Source organism: Anaerolineae bacterium (assembly GCA_013178015.1).
Classification (GTDB): Bacteria; Chloroflexota; Anaerolineae; order DRVO01; family DRVO01; genus Ch71.
The window spans coordinates 12821-31100 of sequence record JABLXR010000012.1 but is presented as its reverse complement, the minus strand read 5'-3'; the positions used below and the strand labels follow the sequence as shown (position 1 = coordinate 31100).

Below are 18280 nucleotides of genomic sequence, written 5' to 3'. Positions count from 1 at the left end.
CCGGGCGGCATTAGCTGCCCGCGCGGGCCAGCCTCAGGTCGGAGAGCCGGCCCACAAGCGCGGGCCAGCCCGCCAGCAGGCAGCCGGAACGGGCGGGCACCGGGGCGGGGCCCAGGAGCTCTTCGGGCGGCAGGACCTCCAGGCTATGGGCGATGTCGCCCAGCCCACTTCCCTGAGCGTTGGCGTCCAGGCCCAGGTCGCGGGCACCGGCACAGAGCATCTCCTTCACCTGCCGTGGGGTGGCTTCGGGGCGAGCCTGGAGTATGAGAGCTGAGGCTCCGGCAGCGAAAGGGGCAGCCATGCTGCTGCCCGACGAGCGCACGTAGTACTCCTCGAAACCGGGGACGGGATCGCCCATGGTGCCCGCAGCAGAGCGGCAGGAGGCGATGCCCACCCCGGGGAAGAGAATGTCGGGCTTCGCCCTACGATCCGTAGTGGGCCCTCGAGAGGAGAAGGGCGCAACTCCGGCGGTTCCTTCGTGGGCGTGGGTGATATCGGCTGCGCCCACCGTGATCACCTCCCGCGCGCACCCGGGAGGGCCGATGGTGTAGGGTCTGGGTCCCGCGTTCCCCGCTGCCACGCAGATGATCAGCCCTTGTTCTGCCAGCTCATCGCACATCACGGAGAGGGCGTCGGTGCCGTCGCCGGCCTGTGAGCCCCCCAGTGACAGACAGGCCACCTGAGCGCCGTTTTCTAGGGCCCACTCCAGCCCGGCGATGACGTCGCTGGCATCCCCCGACCCATCGTCGGCCAGCACCTTGGCCACCAGAAGCCCCGCCTCGGGGGCGATACCGCGGAATCGCCCCTGGCTGGCGGCGCCGCTGCCGGCGGCGATGCCGGCGACATGAGTCCCATGTCCGTTGGCGTCTGTGGTGGAGAGGGACAGGCGACGCCGCCGAGACCAGGGTTTGGGTTCGCCTCCGGTCTGAGGGTAGGACACCGCTGCCAGCACGCGGTCGCCAAAGTCGGGGTGATCGGGGTCTATACCAGTGTCGAGGATGGCGACTCTGACCCCCTCTCCTGTCAGCCCTGCCTCCCAGGCGACGTCGGCGCGCACAGGACCGACGCTGCGGTCCAGAAGGGCATGAACGCGGAAATCGAGCCAGACTCGCTCGACCGCCTCGTCGTTCACCAGGGCGGCTACGCCCTCCGCTGGGAGGCGGGCAGCCAGGGCGGGGATTGTCGCGAAGGTCCGCTTGAGGCGAAAGTCGGTGCCTTTGGGCAGCTTGGGCGGAGCGCCTGGATGGTACCTGACGATCACGGGAACGGCGGCCTCGTCCGAGGCAGAGACCAGGCGCGCGCGGAGGTCGCGGCACAGCTTCGGTGAGTTGGCCAGATCGGTGTGGCGATTCATGCTGATCCAGGAGCCGGGCCGCACGAGGCGCCCGGAATGTACTTCAGGGACGCATGCGAGAACCGTACCAGGCGCCAAGAAGGCGAGGATAGACCGGAGTGGTCCATTCCTGGAGGAGAGGCACACGGATCCCACGTTGACGGTGGGCCAGGTTGCGCCGGCCACTCCGGTGGCATAACCTCTGGGCGCCATGATGACCCGTATGAGTCACAGCCGGGGCACCTGGTGGCGTCGAGGACGGCCCTGGCTGTTTGCCTTGCTGACCATCGTCGCTGTACTGTCCGCGCCCTTGCCCGTGGCAGGAGCGGCGGTGTACGGCCGGCCGGCCGTGGCGCCGGTGAGCAGAGCGCCGGCGCTGGAGGTGAGCGGCTACAGCGGGGTGGTGCGGGCTCCTGTCTCCGGCCGCTGCATGCTGGCGTCGAGGGCGACGAGCCGGCGAGGAGCGGGCGTCGCCCTCTGCCCCGGGGAAGGGCAGCGACGGCAGCTCCACCTTCCAGTCATCTTCCGGGCCGGTCGCAGCCCCCTTCCGCAGCTTCTCGCCATCGGGCCGACGACTGTGCCGCCAACCGTGGCGGTGGGTCCGACGCCGGACGGGGTGGTGCGGACCGTGGACCTGCCCATCCTGATGTACCACCACGTCGGCGATGTGCCGGCCGGTGCAGACTCAATCCGCCGGGGGCTCACCGTCTCGGAGAGCAACTTTCGAGCTCAGATGGCCTATCTCAGGGACTCGGGGTACGAACCGGTGACCCTGGCCGCCCTCGTGCAGCACCTGGCCGTGGGCGCGCCGCTTCCGGAGCGGCCGGTGATCATAACGCTGGACGACGGCTACCGAGATGCCTACGATGTCGCCTTTCCCGTGTTGAAGGAATACGGGTTCGTGGCCACCCTGTTCCTGGTGACGGCACCGATTGACGAGGGCTCGCACGAGTTCGTGACCTGGGACCAGGTTCGTGAGATGCACTCGGCCGGCATAGAGATGGGGGCACACTCCTACACCCACCCGGACCTGCGCGGGCAGTCCACCGACTATCTGGTCTGGCAGATAGTGGGGAGTAAGGAAGCCATCGAGGAGCGCATCGAGGAGCCGGTCCGTTTCCTGGCCTACCCGAGCGGCGCTTACGACGAGAACGTGGTGCGGGTGGTGCGCTCGGCCGGGTTCTGGGGAGCGGTGACGATCGAGTCAGGGTGCCGGCACTCTGAGGCGACGCTCTGGACCCTCAGCCGCATCCGCGTCCAGCCACAGGATGGGGTGAAAGGGCTGGCATCCAAGCTGGAGGCCTGCCTGGACCGATGAGGGTTGGCGGCAGGTGCGTCGGCTGGTCGGGCAGGACTCCAGCCCGGAGGCCGGACGTGTCAGTCTATCTTGATCCTGGTAGTGGGCTGCTCCGGCGGCTTCTCCGTCTTCTCGATGGCGGCATCGAGGAGGCTGCGATAGGCCAAGAGCATCTCCCGGAAGGCGGCCCGGGTGTGGCTGCGGAATTCCTCAGGAAGCGGCGGCGTCACTCGAGGGCGGGTGCCGACCAGGCCCTCGATGCCTTGAGCCAGCCATTCGCTGAAGTCGAAGTCCTTCTTGCTCTCGCTCACAAGTCACCTCCAGTAACACCACTTGATCCGGCTCGTCGCTCGGCCACGGCCAGCAGGGCCGTGCCCAGGGGCAAGTCCATACGACGCAGCAGCTGGGCTTCCCAGCTCCCCACGGTGGTCAGGATGGAGTTGAACGGCTCCGGCGTAGGTTCCATCTCTACCTGGTAGGCGCCGTCATCGGGAGTGGTGAGATCGGGTTTGGCGCCCAGGGCCCGGCGGGCCAGTATCAGGCCCGCCGCTGCCGGGAAGACCAGGAAGTAAGTGTAGGAAAGCCGGCGGATGGCAAAGCCAGTGCTCTCCAAGATCTCCCTGAGACCCGACGCCGTGTAGCGGCGGTAGTGGTGGTTGATCACGTCGTTGTGGCTCCAGAGCCACCCGTGGGCCGGAGTGGTCACCACTACCAGACCACCAGGACGACACACCCGGTACGCCTCCGCGACCATGCCCCTATCATCCGGTGAGTGCTCGATCACGTCCAGGAGGGCCACTAGGTCGAAGCTCTCCGGAGCGAAGGGAAGGGCCGTAGCCTCGGCCGGCAGAGAGCGGTATCCTCGCTGCCAGGCCACGGTCAGTGGTGCCCAGGCATTGTCTACGCCAATCACACTGCCGTAGCGCGCCAGGTGATGGACCATGTTGCCAGCACCGCTGCCGACATCGAGCACCCGGCCCTTGCCCCGGACCAGCGGATCCAGGATGGCGATGAGAGCCTGGGTGCGAGAGTGGAACCACCAGTGCCCATCCTCGGCAGTCACTATCGGGACGGGTGTGGGTGCCGGGGCACCAGCCATGGCTAGAAGCACCCCAACTGACAGGAGCGAACGCGGAGGCCCACGCATTCCGCTGTTTGCCCCACCAGAAGACGGGTGACGCCGAACCCGTCCGCGAGAGCCCAGGCCTCAGCACAGGTGATCTCTCCCGTCTCCTCACTGGCCAGCCTGTCGAGAAGCGCTTGTGGCAAAGCACCAGCAGGCTGCAGCCGCTTGTCGTCAGGCGTGTGGGACCGCCCGTAACCGAAGAGACCCAGCTGACAGCGGGTCAGTTTCACGCCAGCTTCATTGGCAGCTTGTCCCACTTCCTCGGGGGACGCGCCCGCTTCCGTTGCTAGCGTCATGGCGCTGCTACAGGTGAGGCGTGCCCCCTCTCTCGCGGCCGCACGCACGATCTCGACCAGGGTTGTGCTCAAGGAGCCCTCCAGCATCTGCCTTGATAGGGAGTATACCATTCTAGGATAGGCGAGACCACCAGCGGAGAGGCGTCGGGGTGAAGGCGAGCCCGGCGCCGGGGCGAGCAAGATGCGCTCCCCAGGGTCGATGCGGCCTGGGTTCCGCTTGCGCACGATCCGTTTTGGCTACGCTGGCGGTCGGAGATATAATGAAGTGGTACGGGGCGTAGCGCAGCTCGGTAGCGCGCACGGTTCGGGTCCGTGAGGTCGGAGGTTCAAATCCTCTCGCCCCGACTCAGCAGCACAGCATGGCCACAGCAGCCTCGCGGGCAGCGCTCGCGGGGCTTTCTAGCGTCAGGGGTCGGGCCCGCCCTCCCTACCGAGAGGTCCGAATCGGTGCCTATGCCTTGTACGGGCGCGGCGAACGGGTATGATAGGGTGCTGAAGGTCGACAGCGACGGGGAGAGCCACGGCGTGGGTTGGGGAGCGTCTCCGGAGGAGCGACGGGCCATCGCCAGGTGGCTTATCGAGGCCGCCGCTGGCCTGGTAGGGTATGGCTTCATTCTCTTTCTGTCCGCGGGGCGGCTGGACTGGTTCTGGGGGTGGGTAGCTCTGGCCCTGTTTGGCCTGGTGTTGGCCGCCCATCCGCTGATCCTCTTGCGCATCAACCCAGGCCTGCTGGCAGAGCGGCAGAGAGGCTTGCGCGATCCTCGGGTGGCAGCCTGGGACAGGCGGTTGGTCGCCCTGGCCGGAGGCTCCATGCTGCTGTCGTGGGCGGTGGCGGGGCTGGACACCCGCTTCGGATGGACGGGGCCGATGCCGACTCTCTATCACGTCGGCGGTCTGGCTCTGGCGGCGCTGGGCTACGGCCTGTTTCTCTGGGCGATGGCATCCAACGCCTTCTTCGCCGAAGGGGTGCGCATTCAAGGGGAGCGGGGGCACACCGTGGCCACGGGAGGTCCCTACCGTTACGTACGACACCCGGGGTACGCGGGAGGTATCCTCTCGTTCCTGGGCATCCCTCTGTTGCTGGGATCCGTGTGGGCGCTGATGCCAGCGGGTATGGCCACGGCGCTGTACGTTCGGCGCACTGCCCTGGAGGACACGACTCTGATGGGCGAGCTACCGGGGTATGCCGAGTACGCCCGGCGGACCCATTACCGGCTTCTTCCGGGCGTGTGGCGACCCTGCACTCCGGCTCCTCGCGGGAGTCCCACACCCTGGTAGGGAGACGCACTTCGTGAGCACGGTTGGCATCGTAGGTGCCGGGCCCAGCGGCATAATGGCGGCGCTGCAGGCAGCGGAGCGAGGGGCCCGGGTGATCCTCTTCGACAGCAACCGCACCGTGGGCCGCAAACTGGCGGTCACCGGCAACGGGCGGGGCAACCTCACTAACGCCGCAGTCGGGGTGGACGCCTATCACTGCGCTGACCGCTCCTTCCTCGAGCGGGCGCTGTCCGCGTTCGGGCGCGACGATCTGCTGACCTACCTGAGGAGAGTGGGCGTGCTCACCTACGCCACCCACGACGGCTGGTACTACCCCGTCTCGGGCTCGGCGGCAACGGTAGTGGAGGCTCTGGCGACGGCCCTGGATGCGGCTGGCGTCGAGGTTCGGCTGCTTACCAAGGTAGACGACCTCCGTCCGCGAGGGGCCGGCTGGGAGCTGTGGGCGGGAGGCGGCTCCAGCAAGATCCCGGTGGACCGCGTGGTGGTGGCCACAGGGGGAATGGCCGCCCCGGCGTTGGGGTCCAAGGGGAGCATGTTCCCGGTGCTGGAAGGGCTGGGCCACACGGTGATACCCCTGCGGCCGGCCCTGGTGCCCCTGGTGGGGGACGTGCGTCACCTGCACAAGCTCCAGGGCGTTCGACTAGACGTGCGCGTGCGACTGCTGGCGGGGGACGAGGTCTTGGGTGAGGAGTTCGGGAACCTCATGTTCACTCAGTCCGGCCTCAGCGGTCCCGCCCCCATGAACCTGAGCTATCTCGTGGGTAGCGACGGCAGGAAGGGGCTGGAGGCTTCCATAGACCTGGTGCCGACGCACCGGCATGAGCTGATGCAGTTGCTTCACGAGCAGCAGGGGCGGCCAGTGCCGTTACGGGTACTGCTCGGGTCGGTGGTGCCGCCCAAGGTGCCCCCAGTGATCATGGAACTGGCGGGAGTGCCGCGGGAGGCTCGCCTGACCGAGGTGGACGGAGAGGCACTGGCACGCGTGCTGGGACACCTACGTGACCTGCGGGTGAGAGTCACCGGAACCAGGGGGTTCGACCAGGCCCAGCTCTCAGCGGGTGGGGTGCCGGTGACCGAGGTTGACGCCGATACGATGGAGTCAAGGAAAGCACGTGGGTTGCATCTGGCCGGCGAAGTGATGGACGTCGTCGGGCCGTGTGGCGGGTTCAACCTTCAGTTCGCCTTCACCAGCGGGGCACTGGCGGGAAGGGCTGCGGCCGGGTAAGGGGCAGAGCGAGACAGTGGGCGGGCCGCCGCATCAGAGGGAGCGGGGGCCCGCCCGTCTGTGGATGCGAGTGGCGCGGGCTACCTGGCCGCGATTCGCCGGGTGAGGCCCCAGCCGCCGGCGTCCTCGGGGTTGCCAGGATCACCGGGCAGGAGCTCTTCGTAGTGCTCGATCACCTTGCGGAAGGCGGCGGAATACTCGGAGATGATGTCCGGGCGATAGTGTTTGAACCAGGGGATGCTGTAGATGCGCTCCTGGATACCCTCCGAGACCGGCAAGCTTCCGGCAGGCTGAGCGATCTCCACTCCCTCAGGCAGGTTGGCCACGCGAGTGGGCCGGCCAGCATGGTAGACGTCAATGGTGTTGAACAGTGGATGGGTGTGCAGGGCTTTGTTGCAGCCGGGCGAGGTGGGCACCCCTTCGGCGCGCAGAGCCTCGCAGAATCGGTGAACCGACAGCCCACCCAGCTCCTCGGGGCGGTAGAGCCCGTGGGGGGCATACCATCCGCCTTTGGTGCAGTTGCTACCTTTGGCAGGGCGGTGCGAGCGAATGCCCGGCTGGTCGCCGATCTCGTCCCAGAAGAAGTTCATGGCACGATCAATGTCTTCCATCTCGGCCGGGTACTTCTTGAGCTGCACCCTAGCCATGGCTGAGGTGAGCTGGTTCATGCGGTTCTTGTATCCGCCCCAAGGCAGCCCCGCGCCGGCCACATACTGGGGCAGGGTGAGCTCGCTGTGACGGGCGTAGTGGCCGAACACGAGGGCGCGCTCGTAGATCTCGCGGTCGTTGGTGAGAAGCAGCCCGCCCTCTCCGGCGGCGAAGGACTTGCCGGACATGATCGAGAACCCACCCACGTCTCCAATGGTGCCCACCATACGGCCCTTGTAGAGGGCGCCGTGGGCATGCGAGCAGTCCTCGATCACCTTGAGGTTGTGGCGGCGAGCGATGTCCATGATGGGGTCCATGTCGGCGGGATAGCCGGTGTAATGCACGGCCACGATGGCTTTGGTGCGCTCGGTGATGCGGTGCTCGATGTCGTTGGGATCTATGTTGACGGTGTCGGGGTCTACATCGGCAAAGACGACGGTGCCGCCCAGGCTGTACACCTGGAGACAGGAGGCCCAGTAGGTCACGCTGGGGCAGATGATCTCGTCGCCCTTGCCTACGCCCACGCCGTACATAGCGGCCTGTATCGCCTGGGTGCCGGTGTTGTGCCCGAGACAGAACTCCATGCCGTGCCAGGCGGCGAACTCCTGCTCAAGCTGCTTGGTGACGTCCCACCCGGACATAGCACCTCGGCGGAGCACCTCTAGGACTGCCTCCTCTATGTCCGGAGTGACGATGGGCCAGGTGAACATGTCCCCTGGGTCGCTCTTGACCGACTTGGGACCACCCAATAACGCCAGCTGGCTTGCCATTGACCTCTGCCTCCTCTGCTCTCCCCGCTTAGTCGGGTCTGTCGTTGGGCGCCACCCGGGGCTTGGACCCAGATGGCAGGACACATCATGGTGCAAGTCGAGCTGCGAAGCAAGACGCCCGGATGCTGGGCATCCGGGGCCCTTAGCTAGACGTGGGCAGATCGCCGGCGGAGGCCGATCGCTAACGCCCAGGTCGCCAGGGAGACGGCCAGGATGGCCGCCAGGCCGACCTCGGCAATGCGGAGGGTCCGCTCCAGGGGCCGGCCTTCGGTGCGCACCTGCGCCTCGGGGGCGCCCTCCGCCATCCCTTGCTCGTGAGCTTCGGCTGCGCTGTCCGCCGGCTGGGTGTCTTGCCTTTCCTCCACCGCTATCTGCGGGGCCTCGTGCCTCGGTTGCGCGGTGACGTCCTCCGGCGCGCCTTCGGCTGCCAGGGGCTCGGCCGCGGCGGCGAGGTCCTCGGGGGTAGGGGGCACCGCCAGCCCGAAGGCGGCAGCAGGCGTGGCCGTGGCCTCTGGAGGTGGCCCGCCGAGCCCGCGCTTGCTTGGCTCGTAGGTGTTGGTCAGGGCCGGAGAGCCTGCAGGAAGCGGGGCCGCCGCCAGACCGGCTACCTCGGCCTCGGCGCTGGAATACGGCGCAGCCTCCTCGACAGGAGACTCCGAGGCGGCCAGCGGTGCCGACTCGGGGGCGGGCTCGGCGGGCAGCTCAGCCGCGGCTGCGGCCACGGTGGGCTCAGGCGGCAGGGGAGGTGCGGGCACGGCGGTGGCCTCCGGTCGCAGCCGGTCGGCGGGCTCAGCCTCCAGGACGGTGACGGGCTCGGACGGAGCGAGCTGGGGGAGCGCCACCGCCCCGGCGGTGGACGCTTTCGGGACCGGAGCGCCGCGAAAGCCTTGCACCAGGAGCAAGTCCACGGACAGGAGGGCGACGAGCAGCATGGCGGCGATGGCGGCCACGGCCGGGGAATACCTGGTCCAGAGGCTGAGCCAGGAACGGCGCCTAACCATGTCAGGAGTCAGGGCGAATGAGCGTGTCGGTTCAGCGAGGGGAGTAGCCCGCATGGTATTCACGATCAGCTGCAGCTGCTCGAGCTCGAGGCGGCAGACTGGGCACGTGGCCAAGTGTCGCTCGACCAGCACTCGTTCGCCCTCCTCCACCTGGCCGTCCAGGTACGAAGAGAGCAGGTGACTTACGTGCTGGGCGTCTGGCGTAGGGAAGCGTCGGGTATTAGCCATCACAACCTAAGGACGTAGTCCGGCAGGGAGTAGTTCCGGGTGCTCGAGCAGCATCTCGCGCACCCTACCTCGGGCGCGGCTGAGGCGAGACTTGACAGTGCCGAGGGATAGGCCCAGGGCGTCCGCCGCCTCGTCGTAGTTGAACTGGTTGAAGTCCACCAGGACGATCACCGACCTCTGGTCCGGAGGAAGCTTGAGGACAGCAGCGGCGATGGCGCGCGAGAGCTCGGCGCCCAGGGCAGCATCCTCGGGCGAGACCCGGTCGTCCACCAGCTCTGCCACCCTATCGTGTTCCTCGACCAGGTCCTCGATGGAGGAGGCGCGGTGGCGCTGACGGGAGCGCAGCTGATCGTAAGCGCAGTTGGTGGCGATGCGGGCCAGCCAGGCCCGGAAGGAGCCGCCACGGAACTGCCCGATCTTGCGATATGCCAAGATGAGAGCTTCCTGGGTAGCGTCACTGGCCAGGTCGGCGTCGCCAGTGATGCGGTAGGTGACGTTGTAGGCCAGAGACTGGTACCTCTGAACCAGGACGTTGAAGGCCGCCAGGTCGCCCTGCTGTGCCAGCGAGGCCAGGTCAGGATCAGACGAAGTTGATTTGACCGGGATAGACACGCTCACTATACTTGATCGAATGAGGTCGGCCGAAGTGGCGGAATGGCAGACGCGGCGGTCTCAAAAACCGTTGGGGATCATACCCCATGTGGGTTCGAATCCCACCTTCGGCATATCGGCGGCAACTGGTACCGGGTCCTGATCAGCTATCGCGCAGGACCCGTTGTCGTTTGGGCTGGCTGGTGGCGCAGGGACCCGTCGGCATCAGTTTGCCGGGTGGCCTGTCTTCTGTCAAACTTGGCGCCGGATGACGATCCACCTCCGGCCGGTGCTTGTAGATGTCCCTTCGTGCTGTCCTCCAGACCGTGGCTTTGACTCTGGTGCTCCTGGGAGGGGTGGGTCTGGGTGTCTTCTTGTCGCTTGAGGCCTGGCCCGCTACCTGCAGCTACGCTCTACCCCACGAGCTCAGCCAGCGCTCTCGATGCCTCTGGATAGCCTGGTCTGCCGATGCTTACGTCAAGGACCAAGACCTCAATCGCGCCAGAGGTCGCGTGGTCCTGCTCGGCGAGGAGCTGCCCGACACGCTCTGCGCCCTGGCGACCGGACGCTGTCCTACCTGCCGGCCAGATCAGGCAACCGCCGGGGCGGAGCTGGCTCGGGCGTTGGGGATCAGATGTGAGGAGTGATCGATCCCCATGAGTCGCAGGCTGTTCAGCGTGCTCGCGGTTGCCTACCTGGCTGCGGGGCTTGCCGCGGGGCTGCTGCTGGGATGGGCCTGGCAGATAGGCCCGGGCGGCTGCGACCTTGGGGAGATGTCTCCGCCATACCTATGGGAGTATCTGGGGTGCGTGGCGTTGGCCCGTCCGACCACCCGGGAGGAGGCGCGGTGTGCGTTTCCCGAGCTGGACGATCTGGCGATTGCCACGATGGCGGAGGAAGCAGCGGCGCAGGCCATGGCGGCCGGGGATCGGACGACGGGCCGGGCTCTGGTAAGCCTGGCCTCGGTGTTTGGCCGGCAGCGGCCCGATCTGCTAGTATACGCCGCGACTCTGGAGGCCCTATCGCAGGTGCAAGCAGAGGACACGGCTGTCCCTTCGGTCTCCGAGGCTACCCCACGTTCTGGCGCTGGTCAGCCGTTCTACGTTGTCACGCGGCTTCAGTCCGCCTGCGACAGGTCAGCGCGGGAGGACGCAGTTCAGGTACGGGTGTTCGGGCCTCAGGGCGAGGGCGTGGCCGGGCAGAGAATCCGCCTGGAGTGGCAGAGGGGTTCGCAGGTGGCCGTTACGGGCCTAAAGGAGCCTGGGCAACCGGGCTACGCCGACTTCCGCTTGAGTCCGGGCGCGGTCTACCGGCTGTACGCTGTGGGAGCTGGGGGGGAGGCGGTGAGTCGCGCAGTGGAGCTGTCGGTGGCCGCGGCCGGCTGTGGTGGGGATGAGTGGGCCGTCTGGCTAATTGACCTCACCCGCCTGAGCGGTGAGGCCACTCCGCCCACCACCTAAGCCACACCCGGTGAGCTAACGGAGGTCGCCAAGTGGAGAGACCCAGCCTCAGCAACGTGCCGCTGTTCAGCGGTTTTAACCCGGGAGACCGCGCCTTCCTCGAGGATCGCCTGGAAGAGGTGAGGCTCGATCCCGGGGCCACGCTAGTGCAGTCCGGGTCGAAGGCGGATCGCGTGTTCATCCTGGCGCGGGGATGGGTGCGGCTGCTCAGCAGCGGTGGTCACGAGTTGGCCCGCCTGGGGCCGGGAAGCGTGGTAGGTGAGGCGGACGCCCTGAGCGGCCAGACGTACTCGGTACAGGCCGAGGCGGTGACGCAGGTGCGCGCCTGGACCCTGAGCGTGTCGAACATCCAGGAGATGGTGCGCCAGTTCCCGGCCTCGCTCATCGCGCTAGACTCGGCCCTGGGCTTTCGCTCCGAGGTGGCAGCCGAAGGTTTCGCCGACTGGCTGGCAGGAATGGCGGAATTCGAGGGCGTCAGCCGTGCTGACTTGCGCCGGCTGGCCGGCCACCTGGAACCGGCATGGCTAGAGCCGGGAGAGGATATCTCCCTGCGGAGCGAGTCCGGCTTTGCCATCATCGAGCAGGGCTCGATCGAGCTCAGGGACGAGCTGGATCGGCCGGCGATCCGCGAAGGCTGCTTCCTGTACGTGGACCGGAGCCTGCTTTCCGGTGGGATGCCTTCCCAGGGGGCCAAGGCAGTGGCGCCGACAATGGCCTGGTACCTTCCGGCGGGCACTTGTGCCCGCCTGCAGGCGGAAGGGCTGAGCGTCCTGCGAGAGCTTGTGGAAGCGACGGAGCCGGTGGAGGAGAGTGTCGGGCTCGGGGGCGCCTGCGTAGATGAGCCCGTGCTCGAGGCGGCGGTGCCGGAGCGGGCTGCTCGCGCCCGGGGCCGTTCGGGAGCGGCGTCCACTGGCCCCAGGCTGTCGGTCGGGGGGCGGGTGCGCCTGGCTCTGGCCGCCCTCCTGGTGCTCTGGGTTCTGCTCTCGGGGGTTGTGGGGCTGCTGCGGTCGGTGGGAGTGATGGCCTCGGTGGGTGGAGGGTGGGCTGGCTACGTGGAGTTACAGGCCACGGCTAGGGCGCTGACGCCGATGGTGCTGGCCCAGGACGTCACTTCCACGCCGACGTTTGCCCCTTCGCCCACGCCTGCGGCGACCAGCACCCCGGTGCCGACGGACACTCCCGTGCCACCCACGGCGACGCCGGTGCCTACTGAGACTGCGGTGCCTACGGATACGCCCGTGCCCCCCACGTCCACTCCGGCCCCGCCCGCGGCGCCGGCGGCGTCCCAGGATGCGGCGGCTCCGGCTCCGACGGACACTCCGGTCCCGGCCAGAGCGGGCGTGGACTACCGGTTGGTGTCGTGGCGGCAACTCACGCCTTGCGAGAACCACGGAATGCACAACATCTTCATCAACGTGTTGGACCCGGCCGGGAACGGCATCCCCGGGGTGCCGCTCCACGTGCACTGGGGAGGGCCGGATGGGGCGGTGATCACGACTGGGGGGAAGCCGGAGCTAGGTCCTGGGTGGGCCGTATTCGACATGTACCGGGGGACCTACTGGGTGAGGGTGAACGAGGGCACCAGCGACACCACTCCGCCGCTCACGGTGGACATCGGGGAGGACCAGAAGTGCGAGGAGACGGGCAACCCGGTGGCCAACTCCCTCTACCACTACAGCTACGAGGTGATCTTCCAGCGCACTTGGTGATGCCGGCTGCCATCAGCACAAGGGGGGCGGCCGAGAGCCGCCCCCCTTGTGCGCTCTAGGCCGAGTTCGCGCGCGAGGTTCGTTGGCTGCCCTCGTGGTGGATCTCGGCCACTAGGTTACCTCGGAAGGTGACTGACTCCAGGGCCACCGGCTCCGCGTCTGGCCCGACGCTCACTCCGTAGTGCTGCCTGCCGCTGCCATCATCGCCGATGACGCAGTCCCGTAGGACGATCCCTCGGGTGAAGCCTTCCACGCGCACGCCGGCCCCTCCGCCTGCGTCTTCGGGGCCGTTTCCCAGGATGGTGCAGCGTACGAAGGTGTTGCGGTGGCCGGCCATGGGCTCGGATTCGGGGCGGAAGTAGATGCCATGTCGCCCGTTGCCCACCACGGTGCAGTCTTCGAAGAGGTTGTCTGTGTCCTTGTGGCCGATAGATATGCCGTACTGGCCGTTGGCCTCAAGGACGTTGCCAGTGAACCTGCCGTGGCGCACGCGCCAGCAGAGGAACAGGCCGATGCGCCCGTTGTGATGGGAGCGGCAGCCGGAGATGACCGGCCGCTGGGAGCCGCTGCCCGGGTGAAGGCCCAGCTCGGCATTGTGGGCGCACTCGCAGTCGCGCACGATTACATCGTTGGACTGCTGGAAGCTAATGCCGTCCCCGTTGTAGCGACGGACGGCGCAGCCCTCGATCACCGTCCCATGGGCCCGATAGAGGAAGATGCCCGCCCCGCGGCAGCCGGTGAGAGGGACGTTGGCCTCCCGGTTGCCGTCCACGGTCAGGTGGGCTACCGAGGCGCCACGGATATGGTAGCCGCTGATGACGGGGAAGGTAGTGTGGGCCACGGCCCCGGCCGAGACCAGGTAGTCGGCCTGGAGGGGTCTGTCGATGAGGAGCGTGTTCCCCTCGCGGCCGGTGACGCGGGCAACGGTGACATGGAACCCGCCGCTGCGATCGTCCGTGACCGTGACACTAATGCCCGGCTCGAAGCCGGTGGCGTCCACCAGGGTGATCTGCTCCTCGCCGTAGTCGCCGTCCAGGTAGAGAGGGGAGGTGCGGGAGGCATCCTTGAGGAGGATGGTGTCCTCGCCGCTGCCCTCCACCCGGACGCCGGAGCGCAGGTGGAGGGAGTCGCGCATGAGATAGGTGCCGGGGAGGACGCGGACGAGGCCGCCGCCGAAGCCGGCGACGTAGTCCACGGCGGCCTGGAGGGCGCGGTGATCGGAGCCGCAGAGGTCGGCGCTCCGGGGGCCGACGGTGAGGGTGACGGGCTGGGTCATGGGTAGTGCCTCACAGGGTCATGTTGGCGCGCCCGAGGTAGCAAGACAAGACGGCCGACGCGGAGTCGGCCGTCTGTGTGGTGCCGAGGCCCAGACTTGAACTGGGGACCCCCTGATTTTCAGTCAAGTGCTCTACCAACTGAGCTACCTCGGCAGGTGGGGCCACTGACAACCCCATTCTAGCAATGCGCAGTCAGCGCGTCAAATGATTGCCGGACGGAGGATCGCCCGCGGGCATTCACCATGGCCCGCGGGCGACGGCTCGGCCCTAGACGAGCTCGCTCAGGGCCACCTCGCGCTTCTCGCGCATGGAGACGTCCACCGCCTGCAGGAGCGCCACAGGCTGAAGCAGGTGGTCCAGGGGGAAGGGCGCGCGCTTGTTCTGCACCATCTTGACGAAGTTGGCCACGCCCATCTGGTAGCCAGTGGTGCCGTCCAGCTCGTGCACCAGGGTGCCGTTCTCGCCGAAGACGAGCACGTAGGGAATGCTCTTAGCCTTCTCCAGGAAGTTCATCACCACGTGGTAGTCGTCGTACTTGACTACGGCAGCCACGTTGCCCTTGTGCTCCACCGCGGTCACCGAGCGGGCATCGTAGCCGAAGATGGCCATGGTCATCTCGGCTAGGTGCGACCCGTAGAAGTAAATGCCACCGTACTCGTTCTCCAGGGCGGCGTAGTAGTTGATGGTGCCAGCGACGATGGGCTTGATGGAGCGCCCGCCCTCCGCCGACAGCCGTGCCCGGAAGGCCATCATGTCCAGCGAGTGCTTGAGGGTACTGCCGCCGCTCAGGGGGGTGTTCCTCCGCTCTGCGGCCTCGATCATGGCTTTGGCGTCTTCTACTTTGATAGCGAAGGGCTTGTCTACCCAGGTGGGGATGCCGGCGTTGATGAAGGGCAGGGCGTACTGGGCATGCAAGTCGCCATGTCGCCAGACCACCATCACCGCGTCCACCATTCCCAACATGTCTTCCGGCTTATCTACGATGGTCTCGATGGCGCCGGCCTCCGCCACCTCCTGATTGCGGGCGGCGTCCGTCCCGTAGAGGGCGACCACGCGGAAGTCCTCGGGCGCAACCTCGCTGCCGGGGGGAGAGAGGTTGAAGAGCTTGGAGAAGGCGATGGCGTGGGAGTTGTCGGAACCGACGATACCGATGCGAACCATTGCTGATACTCCTAGGAGCAGATGAGTCTCATCGCCGCGGAGAGACTGGGCGCAGGTTAGCGCAGATGGTGAGTGGCATCAAGGGAGAGGGGGAGACAGGGAGACGGGGAGAGGGGGTGAGAGACAGGGAGGTAGGCGCGGACAGGGCGAAGCTCGAGCAGAGGCACAGCCTGTGGTAGTGGGCATCAAGGACAACCGGCGGGCAACCGCCTGTGTGCCCTGGCATCGCTCCCGGCCCTGTCTCCCCCTCTCCCTGTCTCCGTGTCTCCCCCTCTCCCCCTCTCCGCGTCACTACCGGGCGTACTTCTGCGTGACCTCCTGGGCCACTCGGGCCCAGAGGGCGAGGCGCTCGGGCCGGTGGCCCACGGTATGGATGTCGCTCAAGTTGACGTCCATGATGAGGCCAGCGCCCACCTGCATGAGCGCCTCCAGCTCGGCTCGCATCTGCTCCTCGGTGAAGGTGAGGATGTTATCCGCCGGGTGTACGTGCTTCTCGATGACGCAGTCGCGGCCGATCTCGGGGCCCAGCGAAGCGAAGTCTGACCAAGGTGACACGTGGAAGCGGCGCAGGCCCGGCGTCTTCTTGACCACCCTGTACTTGTGGGTCAGGTCCTCGCAGCCGTGGAAGTAGACGCGGCCGGGGGTGTAGAGGCGGGCGAGGCGTTCGTGGTAGGGCTGCAGGAACTCATCGAACATGGCTGGAGAGATGGAAGCAGCGCTCTGCGCCGAGATGTACACCCAGGCCTTGTCTATCCCACTCGAGCTCTGCAGGACTTCAGGCCCGAGCTCCTCGTAGTGCACCCGGCATCCAAGCCAGGAGGCCGGTACGTCGAAGAGTCTCATCCGGTCCACTTCCAGCAGGAACTTCTCCATGCCGGTGGTGACGAGGTCCATGAGCCGGTGCACTAGGCTGGGGTTGTCCACGAAGTCGAAGAGCAGGCTATCCATCCCCCGGAGCCGCACCACCACCTCGAAGGGGCTAGCCCCGACGCGGTTGGCAGAGACGATGACCGGGAGCTTGCCATCCACCAGTTCCTGGGCCTCCTCTACCCGGCGCCGGGTCTCGTCGAAGTCAATATCCACCGGGGGATAGCTCAGCCGATACAGGTCGGCCTCGGTCTCGATGATGGGAACGGGCTTGTAGGCGCCTCCGACGGCATAGCTCATGTCCGCCTCGCGGCGCCGCAGCGGCACTCCCCACATCTCGTCCACGGGCGTCCGGAACACGGCGGACACGCTGATCACGGGCAGGATCACATCATCATCTGGGATCATCTCGTGCTTGTAGAGGCGCTGACGGAGTTGCAGCTCCACGCTGCGGGCCAACCCCTCCGAGTAGGTCAGCTCCTCGGCGGGGATGATCTCCTGCCATACGGTGGAGTATCCACCGTTGACGGGGAGGTGTACGTGGACCGGCACCTTCTCCACCTTCTGCAGGTGCTGATGCCTCGTCCACATCGCCTTGCGCTCGACATACCTAGGGTCGGCGCAGGCCTCGATCAAACGATCCGCCAAGGCGGACAGCGTCAGCGTCCGATCGCGGGCTATCACTGCTTGCCTCCGGTGTCATGGCCGTGACGCTCTCTGGCCGGTCGGGAACGCCACGGGAATCAAGGGAGGGCACTACAGGCAGTGCCCTCCTCCAGAGATGCGCCTGGAAGCGAGTCTAGCGAGAGTAGGGGTCAGCTGCGTCTCGCAGCCCGTCGCCCATGAAGTTGAAGCATAACACGGTGATGATGACGAAGAAGCCAGGTATCATGAGCCAGGGGGCCAGCGCAACCGTGCGCACATTCTGCGCCTCCTGAAGGAGGACGCCCCAACTGATAGTCGGCGGCCTCAACCCCAAGCCAAGGAAGGAGAGGCCCGTCTCGGCCAGTATCATGCCGGGGATGCTGATGGTGATGGAAGCAATGATGTGACTGAGGATGGAGGGGATGAGGTGAGTGAACACGATGCGCCCGTCCCCAGCACCTGAGACCCGGGCTGCCATGACGAAGTCCTCCTCCCTGAGGGACAGGAAGCGCCCCCGCACTACGCGGGCCAGCCCGGTCCAGCCGACCAGGGACAGGATGATGGTGATGGCAAAGTAGACCCTGACCTGGGGCCAGTCTTTGGGGATGGCGGCGCTCAACCCGAGCCACAAGGGAACAGTGGGGATGGATCGCAGCACCTCGATCACACGTTGGACGATGGTGTCGAAGACGCCGCCGTAGAGGCCGGAGAAGCCGCCGAGGATCAGGCCCAATATGAAGCTCAGGGACACCCCCACCAGCCCGATAGAGGTCGAGATACGGGTGCCGTACATGATCCGAGACCACATGTCGCGGCCCAAGCGGTCCGTCCCCAGCAGGTAGAAGGTCCCGTCGCTGCCCGGCTCCAGGCCGAAGAGATGGATGTTGGTGGGGAACAGGCCCAGCAGCTTGTACTCGCGGCCCTCCACGAAGAACTTGACCGGATAGCGGCGTTCAGGGTCGGCGGTGTAGACCGGCCTCAGGGTGACCGGGTCCCGCTCAAGGTCGAGCCCGAGAACGTAGACGGACAGGCGCCCGTCCACCATTCCCACCCGGGGGACCTGCGGCGGGGCAAAGACCCACTGGGTCTGGTGACGGTAAGGGTCGTAGGTGGCCAGGAACTCGACGAAGATGGCTATCAAGTAAAGCAGGACCACCACCACGACGCTGACGAGCGCCAGTTTGTGACGGCGAAAGCGCCACCACATCAGCTGCCACTGCGAAGCCACGAACAGGCGCTCGGCCTCCTCGGGCGCTACCTCCGGCTCCTTCTCTGGAACCTGCTCAAGAGTAGTCTTGGTATCTTCCGCCATATTGGCCCGTCACTCCAGGTTATTCACACTAAGGTCCCGCGGTCGGCCGGCGTCTG

At 66.8% G+C, this 18280-nt stretch carries 17 protein-coding genes and 3 tRNA genes; 8 read left to right on the top strand and 12 right to left on the bottom strand.

Annotation, left to right across the window (positions count from 1 at the left end; genetic code table 11):
* Positions 1 to 10: 10 nt before the first annotated feature.
* Entirely contained in the window at positions 11 to 1261 is a 1251-nt protein-coding gene (locus HPY83_06100) for a S8 family serine peptidase (GenBank protein NPV07522.1), read from the bottom strand.
* A 295-nt stretch (positions 1262 to 1556) separates the two neighbouring features.
* Here HPY83_06100 and HPY83_06095 point away from each other — a divergent pair, with 295 nt between their 5' ends.
* Positions 1557 to 2651, top strand: a complete 1095-nt coding sequence (locus HPY83_06095) for a polysaccharide deacetylase family protein (GenBank protein NPV07521.1) — start codon at positions 1557 to 1559, stop codon at positions 2649 to 2651.
* 59 nt (positions 2652 to 2710) lie between these two features.
* Here the strand turns inward: HPY83_06095 and HPY83_06090 are convergent, their stop codons facing one another.
* From HPY83_06090 to HPY83_06080, 3 genes are read right to left on the bottom strand one after another with little or no spacing between them, the layout of a single operon-like run.
* Positions 2711 to 2941: a hypothetical protein gene (locus HPY83_06090; protein ID NPV07520.1), complete on the bottom strand. Its 231-nt coding sequence runs from the start codon at positions 2939 to 2941 to the stop codon at positions 2711 to 2713.
* Positions 2938 to 3729, bottom strand: coding sequence for a class I SAM-dependent methyltransferase (locus tag HPY83_06085; protein ID NPV07519.1), 792 nt, complete (start codon positions 3727 to 3729; stop codon positions 2938 to 2940). The genes HPY83_06090 and HPY83_06085 overlap by 4 nt, the downstream gene beginning before the upstream one ends.
* 2 nt (positions 3730 to 3731) lie before the next feature.
* Entirely contained in the window at positions 3732 to 4124 is a 393-nt protein-coding gene (locus HPY83_06080) for a hypothetical protein (protein NPV07518.1), read from the bottom strand.
* Positions 4125 to 4323: 199 nt separating this feature from the next.
* Between HPY83_06080 and HPY83_06075 the strand changes: the two genes are divergently transcribed.
* From HPY83_06075 to HPY83_06065, 3 genes are all read left to right on the top strand, one after another.
* A tRNA-Pro gene (locus HPY83_06075) sits at positions 4324 to 4397 on the top strand.
* Positions 4398 to 4541: 144 nt separating this feature from the next.
* Positions 4542 to 5330 carry an isoprenylcysteine carboxylmethyltransferase family protein gene (locus tag HPY83_06070; GenBank protein ID NPV07517.1) on the top strand — a complete coding sequence of 263 codons (789 nt, stop codon included), beginning with the start codon at positions 4542 to 4544 and terminating at the stop codon, positions 5328 to 5330.
* Positions 5331 to 5343: 13 nt separating this feature from the next.
* A complete protein-coding gene (locus tag HPY83_06065) occupies positions 5344 to 6555 on the top strand; it encodes an aminoacetone oxidase family FAD-binding enzyme (GenBank protein NPV07516.1) in 1212 nt (403 codons plus the stop codon).
* Positions 6556 to 6635: 80 nt separating this feature from the next.
* Here HPY83_06065 and HPY83_06060 read toward each other — a convergent pair whose 3' ends face one another.
* The 3 genes from HPY83_06060 to HPY83_06050 form a co-directional block, all read right to left on the bottom strand.
* Positions 6636 to 7973, bottom strand: coding sequence for a DegT/DnrJ/EryC1/StrS family aminotransferase (locus tag HPY83_06060; GenBank protein ID NPV07515.1), 1338 nt, complete (start codon positions 7971 to 7973; stop codon positions 6636 to 6638).
* A gap of 146 nt (positions 7974 to 8119) precedes the next feature.
* The gene (locus HPY83_06055; GenBank protein NPV07514.1) at positions 8120 to 9202 is read right to left on the bottom strand and encodes a zf-HC2 domain-containing protein; all 1083 of its coding nucleotides are present in this window, start codon (positions 9200 to 9202) and stop codon (positions 8120 to 8122) included.
* A gap of 6 nt (positions 9203 to 9208) precedes the next feature.
* Positions 9209 to 9775: a sigma-70 family RNA polymerase sigma factor gene (locus HPY83_06050; protein ID NPV07513.1), complete on the bottom strand. Its 567-nt coding sequence runs from the start codon at positions 9773 to 9775 to the stop codon at positions 9209 to 9211.
* A gap of 67 nt (positions 9776 to 9842) precedes the next feature.
* On the opposite strand from HPY83_06050, the gene HPY83_06045 reads away from it, so the two are divergent.
* The 4 genes from HPY83_06045 to HPY83_06030 all read left to right on the top strand — a co-directional run bounded on the left by HPY83_06045 (position 9843) and on the right by HPY83_06030 (position 12962).
* A tRNA-Leu gene (locus HPY83_06045) sits at positions 9843 to 9927 on the top strand.
* Positions 9928 to 10092: 165 nt separating this feature from the next.
* The gene (locus tag HPY83_06040) at positions 10093 to 10440 is read left to right on the top strand and encodes a hypothetical protein (protein ID NPV07512.1); all 348 of its coding nucleotides are present in this window, start codon (positions 10093 to 10095) and stop codon (positions 10438 to 10440) included.
* Positions 10441 to 10449: 9 nt separating this feature from the next.
* Positions 10450 to 11253, top strand: a complete 804-nt coding sequence (locus HPY83_06035) for a hypothetical protein (protein ID NPV07511.1) — start codon at positions 10450 to 10452, stop codon at positions 11251 to 11253.
* Positions 11254 to 11285: 32 nt separating this feature from the next.
* Complete coding sequence (locus HPY83_06030) at positions 11286 to 12962, top strand: cyclic nucleotide-binding domain-containing protein (protein NPV07510.1); 1677 nt, start codon at positions 11286 to 11288, stop codon at positions 12960 to 12962.
* Positions 12963 to 13017: 55 nt separating this feature from the next.
* Here HPY83_06030 and HPY83_06025 read toward each other — a convergent pair whose 3' ends face one another.
* From HPY83_06025 to HPY83_06005, 5 genes are all read right to left on the bottom strand, one after another.
* On the bottom strand, positions 13018 to 14238 hold the full coding sequence (locus HPY83_06025; GenBank protein NPV07509.1) for a right-handed parallel beta-helix repeat-containing protein: 1221 nt from the start codon (positions 14236 to 14238) through the stop codon (positions 13018 to 13020).
* 78 nt (positions 14239 to 14316) lie between these two features.
* A tRNA-Phe gene (locus tag HPY83_06020) sits at positions 14317 to 14392 on the bottom strand.
* A 114-nt stretch (positions 14393 to 14506) separates the two neighbouring features.
* Entirely contained in the window at positions 14507 to 15400 is an 894-nt protein-coding gene (locus HPY83_06015; protein NPV07508.1) for a Gfo/Idh/MocA family oxidoreductase, read from the bottom strand.
* Between the two features lie 291 nt (positions 15401 to 15691).
* Positions 15692 to 16951 carry a hypothetical protein gene (locus tag HPY83_06010; protein ID NPV07507.1) on the bottom strand — a complete coding sequence of 420 codons (1260 nt, stop codon included), beginning with the start codon at positions 16949 to 16951 and terminating at the stop codon, positions 15692 to 15694.
* A 115-nt stretch (positions 16952 to 17066) separates the two neighbouring features.
* A complete protein-coding gene (locus HPY83_06005) occupies positions 17067 to 18224 on the bottom strand; it encodes an ABC transporter permease (GenBank protein ID NPV07506.1) in 1158 nt (385 codons plus the stop codon).
* Positions 18225 to 18280: the final 56 nt, after the last annotated feature.

Bases quoted from the DNA above. Each gene is read 5' to 3' on its own strand.
- HPY83_06095 (NPV07521.1), top strand. From the start codon at position 1,557: ATGAGTCACAGCCGGGGCACCTGGTGGCGTCGAGGACGGCCCTGGCTG.
- HPY83_06085 (NPV07519.1), bottom strand. From the start codon at position 3,729: ATGGCTGGTGCCCCGGCACCCACACCCGTCCCGATAGTGACTGCCGAG.
- HPY83_06060 (NPV07515.1), bottom strand. From the start codon at position 7,973: ATGGCAAGCCAGCTGGCGTTATTGGGTGGTCCCAAGTCGGTCAAGAGC.
- HPY83_06055 (NPV07514.1), bottom strand. From the start codon at position 9,202: ATGGCTAATACCCGACGCTTCCCTACGCCAGACGCCCAGCACGTAAGT.
- HPY83_06040 (NPV07512.1), top strand. From the start codon at position 10,093: ATGTCCCTTCGTGCTGTCCTCCAGACCGTGGCTTTGACTCTGGTGCTC.
- HPY83_06035 (NPV07511.1), top strand. From the start codon at position 10,450: ATGAGTCGCAGGCTGTTCAGCGTGCTCGCGGTTGCCTACCTGGCTGCG.
- HPY83_06025 (NPV07509.1), bottom strand. From the start codon at position 14,238: ATGACCCAGCCCGTCACCCTCACCGTCGGCCCCCGGAGCGCCGACCTC.
- HPY83_06015 (NPV07508.1), bottom strand. From the start codon at position 15,400: ATGGTTCGCATCGGTATCGTCGGTTCCGACAACTCCCACGCCATCGCC.
- HPY83_06005 (NPV07506.1), bottom strand. From the start codon at position 18,224: ATGGCGGAAGATACCAAGACTACTCTTGAGCAGGTTCCAGAGAAGGAG.